12 protein-coding genes are annotated in these 18,418 nt (G+C 64.3%); 6 read left to right on the top strand and 6 right to left on the bottom strand.

All coding sequences use genetic code 11. From position 1 onward, the window contains the following. Positions 1 to 86 precede the first annotated feature (86 nt). From NKI37_RS07495 to NKI37_RS07480, 4 genes are all read right to left on the bottom strand, one after another. Positions 87 to 539 (bottom strand): DUF983 domain-containing protein, encoded by a 453-nt coding sequence (locus NKI37_RS07495; RefSeq protein ID WP_352787196.1) that lies wholly within the window; start codon positions 537 to 539, stop codon positions 87 to 89. Beyond that, positions 539 to 2,845 (bottom strand): ribonuclease R, encoded by a 2,307-nt coding sequence (gene rnr / locus NKI37_RS07490; RefSeq protein ID WP_023738967.1) that lies wholly within the window; start codon positions 2,843 to 2,845, stop codon positions 539 to 541. The genes NKI37_RS07495 and rnr overlap by 1 nt, the downstream gene beginning before the upstream one ends. Before the next feature lie 4 nt (positions 2,846 to 2,849). Next, on the bottom strand, positions 2,850 to 5,513 hold the full coding sequence (gene topA / locus NKI37_RS07485; RefSeq protein WP_352787194.1) for a type I DNA topoisomerase: 2,664 nt from the start codon (positions 5,511 to 5,513) through the stop codon (positions 2,850 to 2,852). 316 nt (positions 5,514 to 5,829) lie between these two features. Further along, positions 5,830 to 6,207 (bottom strand): COG4315 family predicted lipoprotein, encoded by a 378-nt coding sequence (locus tag NKI37_RS07480; protein WP_023667566.1) that lies wholly within the window; start codon positions 6,205 to 6,207, stop codon positions 5,830 to 5,832. A gap of 217 nt (positions 6,208 to 6,424) precedes the next feature. Here NKI37_RS07480 and NKI37_RS07475 point away from each other — a divergent pair, with 217 nt between their 5' ends. From NKI37_RS07475 to NKI37_RS07460, 4 genes are all read left to right on the top strand, one after another. Next, positions 6,425 to 7,174 carry a cytochrome c biogenesis CcdA family protein gene (locus tag NKI37_RS07475; RefSeq protein ID WP_023667565.1) on the top strand — a complete coding sequence of 250 codons (750 nt, stop codon included), beginning with the start codon at positions 6,425 to 6,427 and terminating at the stop codon, positions 7,172 to 7,174. 122 nt (positions 7,175 to 7,296) lie between these two features. Continuing rightward, positions 7,297 to 8,670: a bifunctional UDP-N-acetylglucosamine diphosphorylase/glucosamine-1-phosphate N-acetyltransferase GlmU gene (glmU, locus tag NKI37_RS07470; protein WP_023667564.1), complete on the top strand. Its 1,374-nt coding sequence runs from the start codon at positions 7,297 to 7,299 to the stop codon at positions 8,668 to 8,670. A 194-nt stretch (positions 8,671 to 8,864) separates the two neighbouring features. Then, positions 8,865 to 10,688: a glutamine--fructose-6-phosphate transaminase (isomerizing) gene (gene glmS / locus NKI37_RS07465; protein ID WP_352444069.1), complete on the top strand. Its 1,824-nt coding sequence runs from the start codon at positions 8,865 to 8,867 to the stop codon at positions 10,686 to 10,688. 92 nt (positions 10,689 to 10,780) lie between these two features. Further along, entirely contained in the window at positions 10,781 to 11,551 is a 771-nt protein-coding gene (locus NKI37_RS07460) for a DUF502 domain-containing protein (protein WP_031193123.1), read from the top strand. Here NKI37_RS07460 and recG read toward each other — a convergent pair. After that, entirely contained in the window at positions 11,503 to 13,611 is a 2,109-nt protein-coding gene (gene recG, locus NKI37_RS07455) for an ATP-dependent DNA helicase RecG (protein ID WP_027050382.1), read from the bottom strand. The two genes, NKI37_RS07460 and recG, sit on opposite strands and share 49 nt — an antisense overlap. A gap of 314 nt (positions 13,612 to 13,925) precedes the next feature. On the opposite strand from recG, the gene NKI37_RS07450 reads away from it, so the two are divergent. Together NKI37_RS07450 and mfd are read left to right on the top strand one after the other, a co-directional pair. After that, positions 13,926 to 14,213 carry an FAD assembly factor SdhE gene (locus NKI37_RS07450; RefSeq protein ID WP_023681561.1) on the top strand — a complete coding sequence of 96 codons (288 nt, stop codon included), beginning with the start codon at positions 13,926 to 13,928 and terminating at the stop codon, positions 14,211 to 14,213. A gap of 10 nt (positions 14,214 to 14,223) precedes the next feature. Continuing rightward, the gene (gene mfd, locus NKI37_RS07445) at positions 14,224 to 17,715 is read left to right on the top strand and encodes a transcription-repair coupling factor (protein WP_023691172.1); all 3,492 of its coding nucleotides are present in this window, start codon (positions 14,224 to 14,226) and stop codon (positions 17,713 to 17,715) included. On the opposite strand, the gene NKI37_RS07440 is transcribed toward mfd, so the two are convergent. After that, entirely contained in the window at positions 17,712 to 18,320 is a 609-nt protein-coding gene (locus tag NKI37_RS07440; protein WP_196814070.1) for a hypothetical protein, read from the bottom strand. The two genes, mfd and NKI37_RS07440, sit on opposite strands and share 4 nt — an antisense overlap. Positions 18,321 to 18,418: the final 98 nt, after the last annotated feature.

Genomic DNA, 18,418 nt, shown 5'->3' with positions numbered 1-18,418 from the left:
CGCAGGACCTAGCGGAAACTTCTGGCAAACGAAAGTGGCCTTTCACGGTCGGCATGTTGCGCCAGGCGACATTGCCCTGACGCAAACTAGGTTCCGGGATGCGGCTCGGTGCCGTCTTTTTCGCCGCCGAAGCCGTGCATATAGAGCGCCCATTGCAGTCCGATGACGGCGCCCTTGACCGGTTGCAGCAGAGCGACCGACAGCACGATGGTCAACGGCACCCAAATGGCGATGTGCTGCCACATGGAGAGCGTCGACGTCGCCTCGACGCCCATGAAGGCGCCGAGAACGATGTGGCCAACAATGACGATGACGAGATAAGCGGGCAAGTCGTCGGCACGGTGGTGGTGGAACTCCTCACCGCACACGGCGCATTTGTCGACGCTCTTGGTGAAGCCGGCGAACAACCTGCCTTCGCCGCAATGCGGGCAGCGGCCAAGGGCGCCGCGCTTCATCGCCGTCCACAGCGGGCGGGCGACTCGGCCCGAATGATGTTCGCCGCCGAAAACCTGCTTTCGGATTCCCATTTCGCTTGCCATTATCGTCTCCTGCCGCGCGACCCCGGGCGCGATTGCGACGCGCGGGCGCGGCCTTTTGCCTTGTGAAACGACCGTTTGGAGCCGGGCAGGGGCTTCGGGTCGGTCAGCATCTCGAAACGCATCGCGCCGGCCATAGGCGCCACCTCGATCAGGCGAACCTCGACGCGGTCGGCAAGCTGATAGCCCTTGCCGGTGCGTTCTCCGAACAGCGATCGCGCGGTTTCGTCATATATATAGTAATCGCCATCCAGACTTGACACCGGGATGAAGCCATCTGCGCCAAACTGCGGCAATTGGACAAATAGTCCCGATTTGGTGACGCCCGAAATGCGGGCGTCGAAGCGGTCGTCGATGCGCTCGGCGAGGTAGGCAGCGATCAGCCGGTCGACGGTGTCGCGCTCGGCCGCCATGGCGCGGCGCTCGGTGCCGGAGATCAGCACCGCGACGTCTTCCAGCCGCGTCTCTTCGTCCTGCGTCAGCCCGCCAGGGCCGAGCCCAAGTGCGGCAATCAGCCCGCGATGCACGATCAGATCGGCATAGCGGCGGATCGGCGAGGTGAAATGCGCGTAACGCTTCAGGTTGAGGCCGAAATGGCCGATGTTCTTGGGCGAATATTCGGCCTGACTCTGCGAGCGCAGCACCACTTCGTTTACCAGCCCCTCATTGTCGGCGCCACGCACGCGCTCGAGAATCCCGTTGAACTGGGCGGGCCGCATCTGCGCGCCACGCGCCAGCGACAGGCCGAGCGTCTGCAGGAACTCGCGCAGCGATTCCTGCTTGGCCAGCGACGGCGCATCGTGGACGCGGTAGACCAGCGCCTGCTTCTTCGCTTCCAGCGTTTCGGCGGCGGCGACATTGGCCTGGATCATGAATTCTTCGATCAGCTTGTGGGCGTCGAGCCGCTCCGGGACGATGACGCGGTCGACGGTGCCGTCCGGCTTGAGCAGGATCTTGCGCTCCGGCAGATCAAGCTCGAGCGGCTGGCGGCCATCGCGGCCGCGCTTGAGGATGGCGTAGGCGTCCCACAGCGGCTTCAGCACCGTATCGAGGATCGGGCCGGTCTTGTCGTCAGGAAGGCCGTCTATCGCGGCCTGGGCCTGCGGATAGGCGAGCTTTGCCGCCGATTTCATCATGACGCGGTGGAAGGTGTGACGCAGCTTGCGGCCATCGGCGGCAAAAATCATGCGCACGGCAAGCGCGGGACGGTCCTGGCCTTCGCGCAGCGAGCACAGGTCGTTGGAGATGCGCTCTGGCAGCATCGGCACGACGCGGTCGGGGAAATAGACAGAATTGCCGCGTTTCAGCGCCTCGCGATCGAGTGCGGTGCCATAGCGGACATAGGCCCCGACATCGGCGATCGCCACTGTGGCGATCACGCCGCCGGGGTTCTTCTCGTCGAGGTCGGGCGTGGCGAAGACGGCGTCGTCATGGTCCTTGGCGTCGGCCGGGTCGATGGTCACCAGCGGCAGGTCGCGCCAGTCCTCGCGGTGATCCATCGCCGCCGGTTTTACCGCCTCGGATTCGGCGATGACGTCGGCCGGGAAGATATGCGGAATGTCGTGCGCGTGGATGGCGATCATCGAGACCGCCTTTTCGCTGGTCAGCGAGCCCAGCACCGCCAGCACCTTTGCACGCGGAAGCCCGTAGCGCGAGGCCCGCGCCGGCTCGACCTCGACCAAATCGCCGTTCCTGGCGCCGTTCTGGAATTCCTTGTCGACGATCAGTTCGGGCTGGCGACGTTCGACCGGCTCGATTCGGAAGGTGCCGTCCCTCAGGATACGGAAGACGCCCAGCACGGCATCGGTGCGCTTCTCGAAAATCTTCATCACGCGGCCGGTATAGGCAGGCCCGGTCGCATCGTCGGTCGGGAAGGTCTTGGCCAGCACACGGTCGCCGATGCCCGGCTGCGGGCCATTGCCGCCGCGGGAGACGCGGATCGAGATGACCGGCGGTTCGCCGGTGCCGACGGCCTCCGCCGGATGCGCCAGCAGGATGCCGTCGCCGTCGCGGCCAAAAATGTCGAGTACGGCGACGTGCGGCAGAGCGCCGACGCGGGCCAACCGCTTGCGCTCCTTGGTCAGGATGCCTTCGTCCTGCAGGTCGCGCAGGATGTCCTTCAGCCAGATGCGGTCGTCACCGCGCAGCGCGAACGCCTTGGCGATGTCGCGTTTTCCCGCGCGGTCGGGGTTCTCGGCGATGTAGCGCAGGATTTCGTCACGCGAAGGCCTGTAGTCGTCCTTGACCTTGGCCCTCGTGTCGGCGGTGCGCGGATCGCCGTGGCTTCTACCGGTGATCCTGCGCGCCACGCTGCTATCCCTTTTTCTTCGCCGCCGGCTTCTTGGTCGCCGACTTCTTGGCTGTGGTTTTCTTGCCAGTGGTTGTTTTGGCAGTGGTTTTCTTGGCTGTGGGGGCCCTGGCGGCTGCCGCCTTGCGGAACGGCTTCTTGCCGCCGCCTTTGGCTTCCTTCTCGGCAATCAGCGCCACCGCGTCCTCGACGGTCACCGACTGCGGATCCTTGCCCTTGGGCAGTGTCGCGTTGACCTTGCCGTAGTTGACATAGGGCCCGTATTTGCCATCGCGCACGACGATCTTGCCGCCGCCATCGGGATGGTCGCCGAGTTCCTTCAGCGCGGCAGCAGTGCCGCCATTGCGGCCGCCCTTGCCCTTCAGCTGCTTCTCGGCGATCACAGTGACAGCGTGGTTGAGGCCGATCGAGAACACATCCTCGATGCTGTCGACATTGGCGTAGGTGCCATCGTGCAAAACGAACGGACCATAGCGGCCAAGCCCGGCGGAGATCATCTTGCCGGACTCGGGATGCTTGCCGATGTCGCGCGGCAGCGACAGCAGCGCCAGGGCCTTCTCATGGTCGATGGAATCAGGCGTCCAGCCCTTGGGCAGGCTGGAGCGCTTGGCTTCCTTGCCGTCGCCGCGCTGGATATAAGGACCGAAGCGGCCTGAGCGCAGCGTGATTTCCTCTGCCGTGTAGGGGTCCTTGCCGAGCACCTTGGTGCCGTCCTCGCCGCCGCCATTCTCGCCATTCGGGTTGGCGGCGTCGCCGAGCTGGCGGGTAAAGGAACATTCCGGATAGTTGGAGCAGCCGACGAAGGCGCCGAACTTGCCGAGTTTCAGCGACAGATTGCCGGAGCCGCATTTCGGGCAGATGCGGGGATTCGAGCCATCCTCCCGCGCGGGGAACACCAGCGGCGCCAGTTCCTCGTTCAGCGCATCGAGCACGTCGGTGACGCGCAGTTCCTTGATGTCGGCGACCGCGCCGGAAAAGTCTTTCCAGAAGTCGCGCAGCACGTCCTTCCAGGCGAGCTTGCCGTCGGAAATCTCGTCAAGCTTTTCCTCGAGTGAGGCCGTGAAGTCATATTCGACATAACGCTCGAAGAAGCTTTCGAGGAAAGCCGACAGCAGCCGGCCCTTGGCCTGCGGCACCAGCCGGCGCTTGTCGATGCTGACGTAGTCACGGTCTTCCAACGTCTTCAGGATCGCGGTGTAGGTCGACGGACGGCCGATGCCGAGCTCTTCCAGCTTCTTGATCAGCGACGCCTCGGAATAGCGCGGCGGCGGCTCGGTGGTGTGCTGGGTGGCATTGATCGCCTGACGGGCCAGCTGCTCGCCGGCACGGATCTCGGGCAGGCGACGGTTTTCCTCGTCTTCGGCGTCCTCGTCCTTCTGGTCGGTGTAGGCGGCGATGAAGCCGTCGAAGCGAACGACCGAACCGACGGCGCGAAGCTCCGCCGTGCGGGCGCCATTGACCGCCTCGATTTCGACCGTGGTGCGCTCGATCTCGGCCGACTGCATCTGGCTGGCGATGGCGCGCTTCCAGATCAGCTCGTAAAGCCGCAGCTGGTCGGAATCGAGATACTGCCTGACCGAAGCCGGCGTGCGCATGAAATCGGTCGGGCGGACCGCCTCGTGCGCTTCCTGGGCATTCTTGGCCTTGGCTGTGTACTGGCGCGGCTTTTCCGGGAGGTATCTTGGGCCGAATTCCTTGGCGATGGTGTCGCGGGCGGCGTCGATCGCCTCCGGCGCCATCTGCACGCCGTCGGTTCGCATATAGGTGATCAGGCCGGTGGTCTCGCCGCCGATCTCCATGCCTTCATAGAGGCGCTGCGCCACTTGCATGGTGCGCGTCGCCGAAAAGCCGAGGCCCGACGATGCCGCCTGCTGCAGCGTCGAAGTGGTGAAGGGCGGGCCAGGATTGCGCCGCGTCGGCTTGGCTTCCACCGACAGAGCCTTGAAGGTCGCGCCTTCGAGCATGCCCTTGATATCGTCGGCCTGCGCCTTGCTGGCGATGTCGAGCTTCTGCAGCTTCTTGCGCTCGAACGCGGTCAGCCGCGCCTCGAAGCTGTCGTTACGTGGCGTGCCGAGGAGGGCAGCGATCTGCCAGTATTCCTCGCGGACGAAACGTTCGATTTCGGATTCGCGGTCGCAGACCAGGCGCAGCGCCACCGACTGGACGCGGCCGGCGGAACGGGCGCCCGGCAATTTGCGCCACAGCACCGGCGACAGCGTGAAGCCGACGAGATAATCGAGTGCGCGGCGAGCCAGATAGGCATCGACCAATGGCGCATCGATCTGGCGCGGATTGGCCATCGCTTCCAGCACCGACGACTTGGTGATGGCATTGAAGACGACGCGGCTGACCGGCTTGTCCTTCAACACGCGCTTCTGCTTGAGCACCTCCAGCACGTGCCAGGAAATGGCTTCGCCCTCGCGATCCGGATCGGTGGCGAGGATCAGGCCATCGGCATCCTTGACCGCGTTGGCTATGTCGGTGAGACGCTTTCCGGACGCGGTGTCGACCGCCCAGGACATGGCGAAATCCTCGTCGGGACGCACCGAACCATCCTTGGCCGGCAGATCGCGGACATGGCCGAACGAGGCCAGAACCTTGAAGTTCTTGCCGAGATACTTGTTGATTGTCTTTGCCTTGGCCGGCGATTCGACGACGACGACGTCCATGAGGTCTCATATCAGCTGTGGGGCGGCAGAAGAATTCCGCTGCGTGACGCATTCAATTGGTCGCTCACATGGCCGCGCTTTTGCGATCGGTCAAGGGCAAGCGGCCAAAATGCGGAGGCGTGTGCCGCAATACACTCTTAGAGTGTATGGAGAAGATCACAAAATTTTTGTCTGGGAGGGTTCGTGTTTCGAGCCACCGGGAAAGGCGCCGCGACCAGTTCGTGCTGCCCGTAAATGCCGAACTGGTCGCCGGGTCGCTTGGAGCCGGCGGCCAGCCGAGTCCCGCCGATGGGGTGCGGGATAGAGGTTCGGACGATCAGTCGGCCTTGACGATGTGCCAGACTTCGCCGACGCCGTCGCCGGTGATGTCACCGGCCTTCTTGTCCTTGATGAAGGTGTAGACCGGCTTGCCGTCATAGGCCCACATCTTGGTGCCGTCGGTGCGTTCGACGATGGTCCATTCGTCGTCCGCCTTGGCGCCATCCTCGGCCTTCAGCGGCGGCCAGTTGGTGGCGCATTTGTCATAGCAGTTGGTCTTGCCCTTCTCGTCCTTGTCATAGGTATAGAGCGTCATGCCATTGGCATCGGTGTAGATCTTGGTGCCACCGACTTCGGCTTCCTTCCACGCTTCGGCGGCGAAGGATGCGGCGGTGCTGAGCAGAAGGGCGGCCAGGCCGACAGTGATGCTTTTCATGGAAATCTCCCTGGTGATCCGACGAAGCGCGCAGAAATCGCGGCTTCGCTGTGTGAACGCTCGGCGAGGGGCATTTCTTCCCCCGCTTGGTCAACTTGGGATTGGCCGGTAACAATCCGTCCGCCGAACCGTATCTGTAGCCAAATGCCACACGATGGTGATTGGCGAACACGGTTTTGCACCGCTATATCGGCGCTAGGGAATCTGGAGTTCTGGAATGCCATTGGACATCGGCTATGTCAGCGCGGTCGGGGCGGGGGCGATCTCGTTCCTGTCGCCTTGCGTGCTGCCGCTGGTGCCGCCCTATCTCTGCTACATGGCCGGTGTGTCGGTTGACGACTTTCGGGGTGGCGATGCCGGCGTCACGGCCAAGGCCGGCGCCCGCGGCGCGCTCATCTATTCCTCGCTCGCCTTCGTACTCGGTTTCTCCACCGTATTCGTGGCGCTCGGCGCCGGCGCCTCGACCATCGGCCACTGGCTGCGCGTCTGGCAGGAACCGCTGGCGATGGCTGCCGGCGTGCTGATCATCCTGATGGGGCTGAATTTCCTCGGCATCTTGCGCATCCCGCTTTTGTCGCGCGAGGCGCGCTTTCAATCGCAGGGCAAGCCTGCCAGCATGGTCGCCGCCTATGTCATGGGGCTGGCCTTCGCCTTTGGCTGGACGCCGTGCATCGGCCCGGTGCTAGGGCCGATCCTGACCTTGGCCGGCGGCCGCGAGACGGTGGGCGAAGGCGCTCTTCTGCTTGCCGCCTATTCGCTTGGCCTCGGCATTCCGTTCCTGATTGCTGCCCTGTTCTCCGGCGCCTTCATGCGCTTCCTCGGCAGGTTCCGCGTCCATCTCGGCCGCGTCGAAAAAGTCATCGGCGCGCTGCTGGTCGTCGCCGGCGTGTTCTTCCTCACCGGCGGCGTGCAGACGGTGTCCTACTGGCTGCTCGAGAATTTTCCGGTGCTGGGCCGGCTGGGGTAGCGATCCGCTGATCGAGAGTGAACTGCCTCATCACCTCACCGGAATTTAACCGCATTGGTGCAGCATGCGCCAGATGCTACCACTCTCGGATTCCTGATCCCTTTTCAGATGGTTGTCCTTCCATGAGCCAGAGATCCTGCCTGTCCGTCATCCTCGCCGCCGGTGAAGGCACGCGCATGAAGAGCGCGACGCCGAAGGTGCTGCACCAGATCGCCGGACTGCCGATGGTCGCCCATGTGGTGAGGGCGGCAGAGGCCGCCGGCGCCCGCAGCCAGGCGCTGGTGATCGGCCATGGCGCCGAGGATATGCGCAAGGCAGCGGCGAAGTTCGCGCCCAAGGCCGAGACGTTCGTGCAGGAGAAGCGGCTCGGCACCGCGCATGCGGTGCTGGCCGCACGCGGTGCAATATCAACGGGTTATGACGACATTCTCGTGATGTTCGGCGACACGCCGCTGATCGATGCTGAAGCCCTGGTGACCGCGCGGCAAAAGCTTGCCGATGGCGCGGCCGTCGTGGTGATCGGTTTCCGTCCGCCCAGCCCGGCCGGCTATGGCCGGCTGATCGAAAAAGGTGGCAAGCTCACCGCCATCCGCGAGGAGAAGGACTGCTCCGCCGAGGAAAAGAAGATCGGCTTCTGCAATGCCGGCATGATGGCGGTGGCCGGCGCTCATGCGCTCGAACTGCTCGACAAGGTCGGCAACAAGAACGCCAAGGGCGAGTACTATCTCACCGACATCGTCGAGATCGCCAGTGCGAAAGGGCTCGATGTCGTCGCCACCGAAACGAGCTTCGAGAGCGCGCTCGGCATCAACAACAGGGCCGAGCTGGCGCAGGCGGAAGGCATCTGGCAACAGCGTCGTCGGGACGAGGCGATGCTGTCGGGCGTAACGCTGATTGCGCCGGACACCGTGTATTTCTCGCACGATACCGAAATCGGCGCCGACACCATCGTCGAGCCCAATGTCTGGTTCGGCCCGGGCGTGAAAATCGCCGGCGGCGCCAAGATCCACGCCTTCAGCCACATCGAAGGCGCGACCGTCGCTGCCAATTGCGACGTCGGTCCGTTCGCACGGCTCAGGCCAGGCGCCGATCTCCGCGAGAAAGCCAAGGTCGGCAATTTCTGCGAGGTCAAGCAGGCGGTCATCGAGGAGGGCGCCAAGGTCAATCATCTGACTTATATCGGCGATGCCCGTGTGGGCGCGGGGGCCAATATCGGCGCCGGCACCATTACCTGCAACTATGACGGCTACTCGAAGTTTTTCACCGACATCGGCGAGGGCGCCTTCATCGGTTCGAACTCGTCGCTGGTGGCGCCGGTTACGATCGGCAAGGGCGGCTACATCGCCTCGGGTAGCGTCATAACCGAAAGCGTGCCGGACGATGCGCTGGCCTTCGGCCGCGCCCGCCAGAAGACCATTCCCGGCAAGGGCAAGGAATTGCGCGAGCGCTTCGCGTCTGCCGCAGCGGCGAAGAAAAAGGCCGGCACCGGCCATTAACCGCCGAAGCAATTGAACAACCGAGGAATTGCGGTAACCGGATTGCAAGAGCGGTGTGTCATGGTGCATCGGGTTGAGAAGCGTTCCGTTACAGCAGACGAAACGCAAAGTGACTTTCGCGGCGGGCCGGCAATCCCTAGATAGCGCTGGTTTTCCATCGGGACTGGTTTTCCAGGTGAATCGGGGGCAGGCGCATGTGCGGTATCGTCGGAATTGTCGGCCAGAGCCAAGTCGCGCCGCTCATCGTCGATGCTTTGAAGCGGCTGGAATATCGCGGCTATGACTCGGCCGGTGTCGCCACGATCGAGCATGGCCGGCTTGGCCGCCGCCGCGCCGAAGGCAAGCTGATCAACCTCGAACGCCGGCTGAAGGACGAGCCGCTCGATGGCACGATCGGCATCGGCCACACGCGCTGGGCCACACATGGCGTGCCCAACGAGACCAACGCCCATCCGCATTTCTCCGACGGCGTCGCCATCGTTCACAACGGCATCATCGAGAATTTCGCCGAGTTGCGCGATGAGCTGATCCGCGACGGCTATTCCTTCTCGTCGCAGACCGATACCGAGGTCGTAGCGCATCTGGTGGCGCGGCAGCTTGCCAAAGGGCTGAAGCCGATCGAGGCGGCGCACCAGGCGCTGAAGCGGCTGGAAGGCGCCTTTGCTCTGGCCATCATGTTCACCGGCGACGAGGATCTCATCGTCGGCGCCCGCAATGGCCCGCCGCTGGCCGTCGGCCATGGCGATGGCGAGATGTTTCTGGGCTCCGACGCCATCGCGCTGGCGCCGTTCACCAATTCCATCACCTATCTCGAAGACGGCGACTGGGCGGTGGTGCGCCGCGATGGCGTCACCATCTTCGACATCGACGGCAAAGAGGTTGCCCGCAAGCGCCAGCAATCACTGTCGACCAGCTTCATGGTCGACAAGGGCAACCGCCGCCATTTCATGGAAAAGGAAATCCATGAACAGCCCGAAGTGATCTCGCATACGCTGGCGCACTATGTCGATTTCGTCTCTGGCGTGTCGAAGCCGCTGGAACTGCCGTTCGACTTCGCTAAGATCGGCCGGCTGGCGATCTCGGCCTGCGGCACCGCCTATCTCGCGGGGTTGATCAGCAAATACTGGTTCGAGCGCTATGCGCGGCTGCCGGTCGACATCGATGTCGCCTCGGAATTCCGCTATCGCGAAATGCCGTTATCGGCTGATGATGCTGCCTTCTTCATCTCGCAGTCCGGCGAAACCGCCGACACGCTGGCCTCGCTGCGCTATTGCCGCAAGGCGGGCATGAAGATCGGCGCCATCGTCAATGTGCGCGAATCGACCATGGCGCGCGAATCCGACGTCGTGCTGCCGACGTTGGCCGGGCCGGAGATCGGCGTCGCCTCGACCAAGGCTTTCACCTGCCAGCTTTCGGTGCTGGCCTCGCTGGCGGTGCGTGCGGGTGTGGCCCGCGGCACGATCTCGAAGGACGAGGAAAAGACGCTGGTGCGCGCTCTTTCGGAGGCGCCTCGCTACGCCAACCAGGTGCTCAAGCTCGAGGAGCAGATCGAGCGCATCGCGCGCGAAATCTCGCGCTACAAGGACGTGCTCTATCTCGGCCGCGACACCAATTTCCCGCTCGCCATGGAAGGCGCGCTGAAACTCAAGGAAATCTCCTACATCCATGCCGAGGGTTATGCCGCGGGCGAACTGAAGCATGGCCCGATCGCACTGATCGACGAAAACATGCCGGTCATCGTCATCGCGCCGCATGACCGCATCTTCGAAAAGACTGTGTCGAACATGCAGGAGGTGGCGGCGCGCGGCGGCAAGATCATCCTGATCACCGACGCCAAGGGCGCGGCTCAGGTGAGCTTGAAGACGATGGAGACGATCATCCTGCCTGACGTGCCGGAAATCATCTCGCCGATCATCTATGCGCTGCCGATCCAGATGCTGGCCTACTACGCCGCCGTGTTCATGGGGACGGACGTCGACCAGCCGCGCAATCTGGCGAAATCGGTGACCGTGGAGTAGTCGGCGCTCATCGGGGGTCTAAAAAACTTCGCAGTTCCAAAGCGCCGTCCGCTTCACTAGTGTGGCGCTGCAACCCGCATCCCCGGTGAACCATGTCCGATGCTCCCAGAACTTCCGGCATGACCCGGCTGAGGAACTATTTCCTCACAGGCTTTATCGTCTGCGCGCCGCTGGCGATCACCGCCTATATCGCCTGGTCGTTCGTCGGCTGGGTCGATTCCTGGGTGAAGCCGTACATTCCGGCGCGCTACAGCCCCGACACCTATTTGCCGTTTCCGGTGCCCGGCTTCGGCCTGATCGTGGCGCTCGTGCTGATCACGCTGATCGGCTTCATGACCGCCAACATCGTCGGTCGCGCCATCGTCAATTTCGGCGAACGGCTGCTTGGCCGTATGCCGCTGGTGCGCGGCATCTACGGTTCGCTGAAGCAGATTTTCCAGACGGTGCTGTCGAACAAGGGCGATATGTTCCGCCAGGTCGGGCTGGTCGAATATCCGCGAAAAGGCGTCTGGTCGCTGGTCTTCGTCGCCAGCGAGAAGGAAACCGAGATCAACCAGAAGCTCGACCATGCAGGCGACCCGATGATCGCCGTGTTCATGCCGTGCACGCCGAACCCTACCACCGGTTTCCTGATGTACGTGCCGAAATCCGACATCGTGCTGCTCGACATGACGATCGAGGACGGCGCCAGGCTGATCGTCTCGGCCGGGCTGGTGGCGCCCGAAGTCAAGCCGAAAATGGTGACGATGAACGGCCAGCCGATCGACGGAGATCTCGCCAACCCGCCGCTTGGCGGGCTGATCGCCGAGGGCGCTCAGCCGGCGCGCAAGAGCCGTACGGCCTCGTCGCGGCCGAACAAATAGAGCAGCAGGCGCAGCGCCTCGCCGCGCTCAGACTGTAGTTCCGGGTCGCGCGACAGGATCAGCCTTGCATCGTCGCGGGCTGCTTCGAGCAAGTCGGCGTGCACCTCGATGCGCGCCACCTGGAAGCCCGGCGTGCCGGACTGGCGGGTGCCGAGCAATTCGCCTTCGCCGCGCAGCTTCAGATCCTCTTCGGCGATCAGGAAACCGTCCTCGGTCTCGCGCATCACCGACAGCCGGCGCTTTGCCGTCTCGCCGAGCGGGTCCTTGTAAAGCAGCACGCAGGAAGAAGGCTTGTCGCCGCGCCCGACGCGGCCGCGCAGCTGGTGCAGTTGCGCCAGGCCAAAACGCTCGGCATGCTCGATGACCATGATCGTGGCGTCCGGCACGTCGACGCCGACCTCGATAACGGTGGTGGCGATCAGGATGCGGGTTTCGCCGGCCTTGAAGGCGCGCATCGCCTCGTCCTTTTCGGCACCCTTCATGCGGCCGTGGACGAGGCCGATGCGATCGCCGAACAAGGGCTGCAGCGAAGCAAAACGGTCCTCGGCCGACATCAGCTTGATCTCTTCGGATTCCTCGACCAGCGGGCAGATCCAGTAGATCTTCTGGCCGTCGGCAACCGCGTCCAGCATGCGACCGACCAACTCGTCCAGCCGTTCCAGTGGCAGCGTGACGGTGCGGATCGGCTGGCGGCCGATCGGTTTTTCCGTCAGCTTGGAGACGTCCATGTCGCCGAAGGCGGTCAGCACCAGAGTGCGCGGGATCGGCGTCGCCGTCATCACCAGCATGTCGGGGGCGTCGCCCTTGGCGGTGATGGCAAGCCGCTGGTGGACGCCGAAGCGGTGTTGCTCGTCGACCACGGCAAAGACGAGGTCGTGATAGGTCACCGTTTCCTGGAACAGCGCATGGGTGCCGACGACGATGTCGATCTCGCCGCTGGCGAGACCTGATAGCGTTTCAGTGCGTTCGCGGCCCTTTTCGCGGCCGGTCAGGATAGCGACGCGCAGGCCGGCCTGTTCGGCCAAAGGCGTGATCGTCGCCAGATGCTGGCGCGCCAGGATCTCGGTCGGCGCCATCAATGCCGCCTGGCCACCGGCCTCGACTGCGCGCCCCATGGCCAGCAGCGCCACCACCGTCTTGCCGGAGCCGACATCGCCTTGCAGCAGGCGCAGCATGCGCTCGGGGTCGGCCAGATCGGCATTGATTTCGGCAAGCGCGAATTCCTGGCTGCCGGTCAATGAATAGGGCAGGGCTGCGCGCAGTTTCTCAACGATGCGACCGTCGCCGATGAGCGGCCGGCCCGACAGGCGGCGCACTTTTGCCCGCACCAATGCCAGCGAGACCTGGCCGGCGAGAAGCTCGTCATAGGCAAGGCGGCGCCATGCCACCCCCTCGATGGCGACATCGATCGGGTCCGCGGGATAGTGGATGCGGGCGAGCGCGTCGGCGAAGGCGGGGAAAGTCTGCTTGCGCATGAAGGCGCCGTCCTGCCATTCCGACAATTCCGGCAGCCGGCCGAGCGCCTGGCCGATGGCGCGGCGCAGCACCTTGCCCGACAGGCCGGCGGTCAGCGGATAGACCGGTTCGACCAGCGGCAGTGTTTCCGCCTCGCTCACCAGGGCGATATGGTCGGGATGGACCATGGTCGGGCGGCCGTTGAACCACTCCATGCGGCCGGAGACGACGACATGCTCGCCCACCGGCATCGCCTTTTCGAGATAGGCGGCATGGGCGTGGAAGAAGATCAGGCCGATCTCGCCGGTGTCGTCATGGGCATAGACGCGGTAAGGCACCGACCGGTTGCCGCGCGGCGGCGGCTGGTGGCGGTCGATGCGCACGTCGAGCGTGACGATGGCGCCGGCCGGCGCAAGCGCGATGCCGGGACGATTGCGGCGGTCTATGACGGTGTGCGGCAGAACGAACAACAGGTCGCCGGCGCGCGCCGGCCGTTCGCCGAGATCGGCCGCCACCACCTTCTCGATCAGAGCGCCAACCTTGGGGCCGACGCCGGCAAGCGAAGTGATCGGGACGAAGAGAGGGTCGAGGAGGGAGGGGCGCATGGCTTCACTCTCCCCCCTGTGGGGAGGGTCGATCCTCGAAGCGGAGCGGGATGGGGGTAGGTGCGCGGCTAACTTTCGAGGAAGTCGGTAGGTCAGCGCCGCACCCCCACCCCGTCTCACTCGCTTCGCTTTGCGAAGCGTGCTCGCCGACCCTCCCCACAAGGGGGAGGGTGAAGTGCGGGCGGTGTCCGGCACCAGCGTTGTCAGGAGTGTTCTTCACACCAGGGATGTTTAGCCGCCCACCCGTGCGTTGCAAGGCTGACACCGCCCTCTATCCACGCTATATGCGCCGCACCAAGCAAGGATGCGGCACGATGACCGGGACGAAACGATCAAGCGAGGGGCTGGATATCAGGCGCCGCAAGCTGTTGTTCCGCTCCTGGCATCGCGGGATGCGCGAGATGGACCTTATCCTCGGTACGTTTGCCGACAACGAGATCGGCGCCTTGACCGGCGATGAAATCGACCAATATGAAAGGCTCCTCGACATCCCCGACACCGAATTCCTGCCCATGGTCACCGGCGAACGCCCGGTTCCCAGGAATATCGACTGTGCCGTCCTGCAAAAGATCCTGGCATCGCGCCGGACCATGACATTTTAAACGTGCAACCATGAGCCTCATTCCCAAAATCGGTCTGCCGAAAGGCCGTGCCGGCCAGTTCATCGTCGACGGCGTTGCCGATGGCTACGAAGCCTTTGCGCTGGTGCAGGCGATCCATGAGATTGCGCCTGACAAACCGGTGCTGTTCGTGGCGCGCGACGGCCAGCGCCTGCCGTCGATCATCGAGGCGCTGACCTTTGCCGCCCCCGGCCTGCCGGTGCTGGAGTTGCCGGCCTGGGATTGCCTGCCCTATGACCGCGTTTCGCCAGGCTCCGATGCCGCCGCCAAGCGGCTCGACGCCCTGACGGCAATGATCGCGCTGGCAAAAAAGCCGCATCGCGCGGTCATCCTGACCACTGCCAATGCGCTGCTGCAGCGCATTCCGCCGGCCGATCTGGTCGAAGCGCAGACTTTCCACGCAAAGCCCGGCAACCAAATCGACATGAACGCGCTGGTGTCCCGGCTGGAGATTTCCGGCTTCGAGCGAGTGCCGACGGTGCGCGGTATCGGCGAATTCGCCGTGCGCGGCGGCATCCTCGACCTCTACGCACCCGGCTGGACGGAAGCACTGCGGCTCGATTTCTTCGGCGACACGCTGGAATCGATCCGCGTCTTCGACGCCGCCACGCAGCGCACCACCGGCCAGCGCAAGTCGATGGCGCTGCAGGCGATGAGTGAAGTGGCGCTGACCCCCGAAACCATCAGCCGCTTCCGCCGCTCCTATATCGAAGCCTTTGGCGCGCCGCAGCGCGACGACGGCCTTTATGCGGCGGTGAGCGAAGGGCGGCGCTTTGCCGGCATGGAGCACTGGCTGCCGCTGTTCTACGAGCGGCTGGAGACAGTGTTTGATTATCTGCCGGATGCGCCTGTCATCTTCGACCATCTGGCGCACGAAGCGCTGGCTGAGCGTCACACGCTAATCCTCGACCACTACGAAGCGCGCCGCAAACAGGCCGACGCCGCGTTGAAGGACGCCGTGCCCTACAAGCCGGTGGCGCCGGACCTGCTCTATCTCTCACCGGAAAACCTCGTGGCGTCGCTCGGACCGCGCGAAGCCATCGACTTCACCGCCTTCGACGCGCCCGATGTCGGGGCCAAGAAGGTCTTCCATGGCGGCTCGCGCCATGGCCGCAGCTTTGCCGAGGAACGGGCTGACCCAAACATCAACGTCTTCGATGTCGTCGTAAAACACATCGCTGACGAGCGCGCGGCGCGCCGCCGGGTCATCGTCGCCGGCTGGACCGAAGGCTCGCTCGACCGGTTGGGCCAGATCCTGGCCGAGCACCATCTCGGCAATCTCGTGCCGGTGGCGACGCTGGCCGAGGCGGAAAAGCTCGAGCCGGGGCAGGCGGTACTCGCCGTGCTGCCGCTGGAATCCGGCTTCGAGACCGAACAGCTGGTCGTCGTCGCCGAGCAGGACATTCTGGGCGACCGGCTGATCCGCCGCTCGAAGCGCAAGAAGCGCGCGTCGGATTTCATCGCCGAGGCCTCGTCGCTGTCGGCCGGCGACATCGTCGTCCACGCCGATCACGGCATTGGCCGCTTCATCGGCCTGCGCACCATCGAGGCGGTCGGCGCGCCGCATGACTGCCTGGAAATCCACTATGCCGGCGACGACCGGCTGTTCCTGCCGGTGGAAAACATCGAGCTTCTGTCGCGCTACGGCTCTGACACAGCCGAGGCGACGCTGGACAAGCTCGGCGGCGGCGCCTGGCAGTCGCGCAAGGCGCGGCTGAAGAAGCGCCTGCTCGACATGGCCGGACAGTTGATCCGCATTGCCGCCGAGCGCCAGATGCGTACCGCGCCGCCCATGGTGCCGGCGGAAGGGCTTTACGGCGAATTCTCGGCGCGCTTTCCCTATGAGGAGACCGACGACCAGCAGGGCGCGATCGATGCCGTCGTGGACGATCTCGGCGCCGGCAAGCCGATGGACCGGCTGATCTGCGGCGATGTCGGCTTCGGCAAGACCGAAGTGGCGTTGCGCGCCGCCTTCATCGCGGCGATGGAAGGGTTCCAGGTCGCGGTCGTGGTGCCGACGACGCTGTTGTCGCGCCAGCATTTCAAGACTTTTTCGCAGCGCTTCTCCGGCCTGCCGATCCGCGTCGGCCAGGCCTCGCGGCTGGTCGGCGCCAAGGAACTGGCGGAAACCAAGAAAGCCATCGCCGAGGGGCAGGTCGACATCGTCATCGGCACCCATGCACTGCTCGGGTCGGCGATCTCGTTCAAGAATCTCGGCCTGCTGATCATCGACGAGGAGCAGCATTTTGGCGTCAAGCACAAGGAACGGCTGAAGGACCTCAAGACCGACGTCCACGTGCTGACGCTGTCGGCGACGCCGATCCCGCGCACGCTGCAGCTTGCCTTGACCGGCGTGCGCGAACTGTCGCTGATCGCCACGCCGCCGGTCGACCGCATGGCGGTGCGCACCTTCATCTCGCCTTTCGACCCGCTGGTCATCCGCGAGACGCTGCTGCGCGAACGCTACCGCGGCGGCCATTCCTTCTATGTCGTTCCGCGCATCAGCGATCTCGCCGAAATCCATGATTTCCTGCGCGAATCCGTCCCCGAGCTGAAGGTGGCGGTGGCCCATGGCCAGATGCCGCCGGGCGAACTCGACGACATCATGAACGCCTTCTATGACGGCCAGTACGACGTGCTGTTGTCGACCACCATCGTCGAATCCGGGCTCGACATTCCGACCGCCAACACGCTGATCATCCATCGCGCCGATATGTTCGGCCTGTCGCAGCTCTACCAGCTGCGCGGCCGCGTCGGCCGTTCCAAGGTGCGGGCATATGCGTTGTTCACGCTGCCGGCCAATCGCAAGCTCACCGACACCGCCGAGCGCCGGCTGAAGGTGCTGCAATCGCTGGACACGCTTGGCGCCGGCTTCCAGCTCGCCAGCCACGACCTCGACATCAGGGGCGCCGGCAATCTACTCGGCGAAGAACAATCCGGACACATCAAGGAGGTCGGCTTTGAGCTCTACCAGCAGATGCTGGAGGAGGCGGTGGCCGAGGTGAAGGATTCCGGTGAGGTGCAGGATGGCGGCTGGTCGCCGCAGATCGCGGTGGGCACGGCGGTCATGATCCCGGAAAGCTATGTGCCGGACCTGCAGCTCAGGCTGGCGCTCTACCGCCGCCTTGGCGATCTCGAAAGCACCGAGGAGATCGATGCTTTCGGCGCCGAGCTGATCGACCGCTTCGGCCCGCTGCCGGAGGAAGTGAAGCATCTGCTCAAGATCGTCTTCATCAAGGCACTCTGCCGGAGGGCCAATGTCGAAAAGCTCGATGCCGGCCCCAAGGGCGTCGTCATCCACTTCCGCAAGCGCGAGTTTTCGAACCCGGTCGGGCTGGTCAAGTACATCGGCGAACAGGGCTCGCTGGCCAAGATCAGGGCCGACCACAGCGTGGTCTTCATCCGCGACTGGCCGACGGCGGAAAAGCGCCTGGCGGGCTCGGCTGTCGTCATGACGCAGTTGGCGCGGCTGGTGGCCACCTAGACTTTCGGATGGAAATTCGACTGCAACTGCAGGTCGGATGCCGAGAACGTGCCGGCGCCGACGATGACGTGCCCGGCAGGCACGGTGAAGCCGCGCGCGGCGCCGGCGCCTTTCAGCAATCCGGCCCGGCGGTCGGGGTCGGACTCACGAAAACTGCCGCCCGGTTCCAGCCGGCAACTGTCGACGGTGATCGCGCCGAGAAGCTGGCTGCCCGAACCGAGCACCGTCTCACCGAACACCGCCGCGCCGTTGAGATAGCGGCCTTGATCGCCGATCACGATCGAGGCTCCCGGCCTGTTGGCCTTTGCAGTAAAACCGCCTTCGCCAAACTGGTTGCGTGAGCCGACGCGGATTGCGCCGGCGGATGCTTCGAACAGTGTGTTGGCGTGGAAAATGTTGGCGTCGCCGATCTCCAGCGCGCCACCGTCGGTGCAGAACAGGTAGACGCCGGGGAAGAAGACGTTGCCTCGCCCGATGACGGCGCCTGCGGAAATCAGCGTGGAGTAGGGGTCGTAGATCACGTTGCCGCGCTCGGACAGGCCAACAACCTCTTCGATCGTAAACAGGCCTTGCTCGCGGCGCACGCGGTCAAGGTAGGCGGACACGGACATAGGGACTCCATGGAGAATTGTTGCGCAGCGGACGATGACCGGCGCGACTACATCGGTGAGGATCGATTCTGGCACCAAGGGATATTGCACAG

The sequence above is a fragment of the Mesorhizobium sp. M0626 genome, assembly GCF_040320665.1.
Taxonomy (GTDB): Bacteria; Pseudomonadota; Alphaproteobacteria; order Rhizobiales; family Rhizobiaceae; genus Mesorhizobium.
The sequence above is the reverse complement of the archived record's forward strand: the minus strand, read 5'-3'. Positions and strand labels throughout refer to the sequence as shown.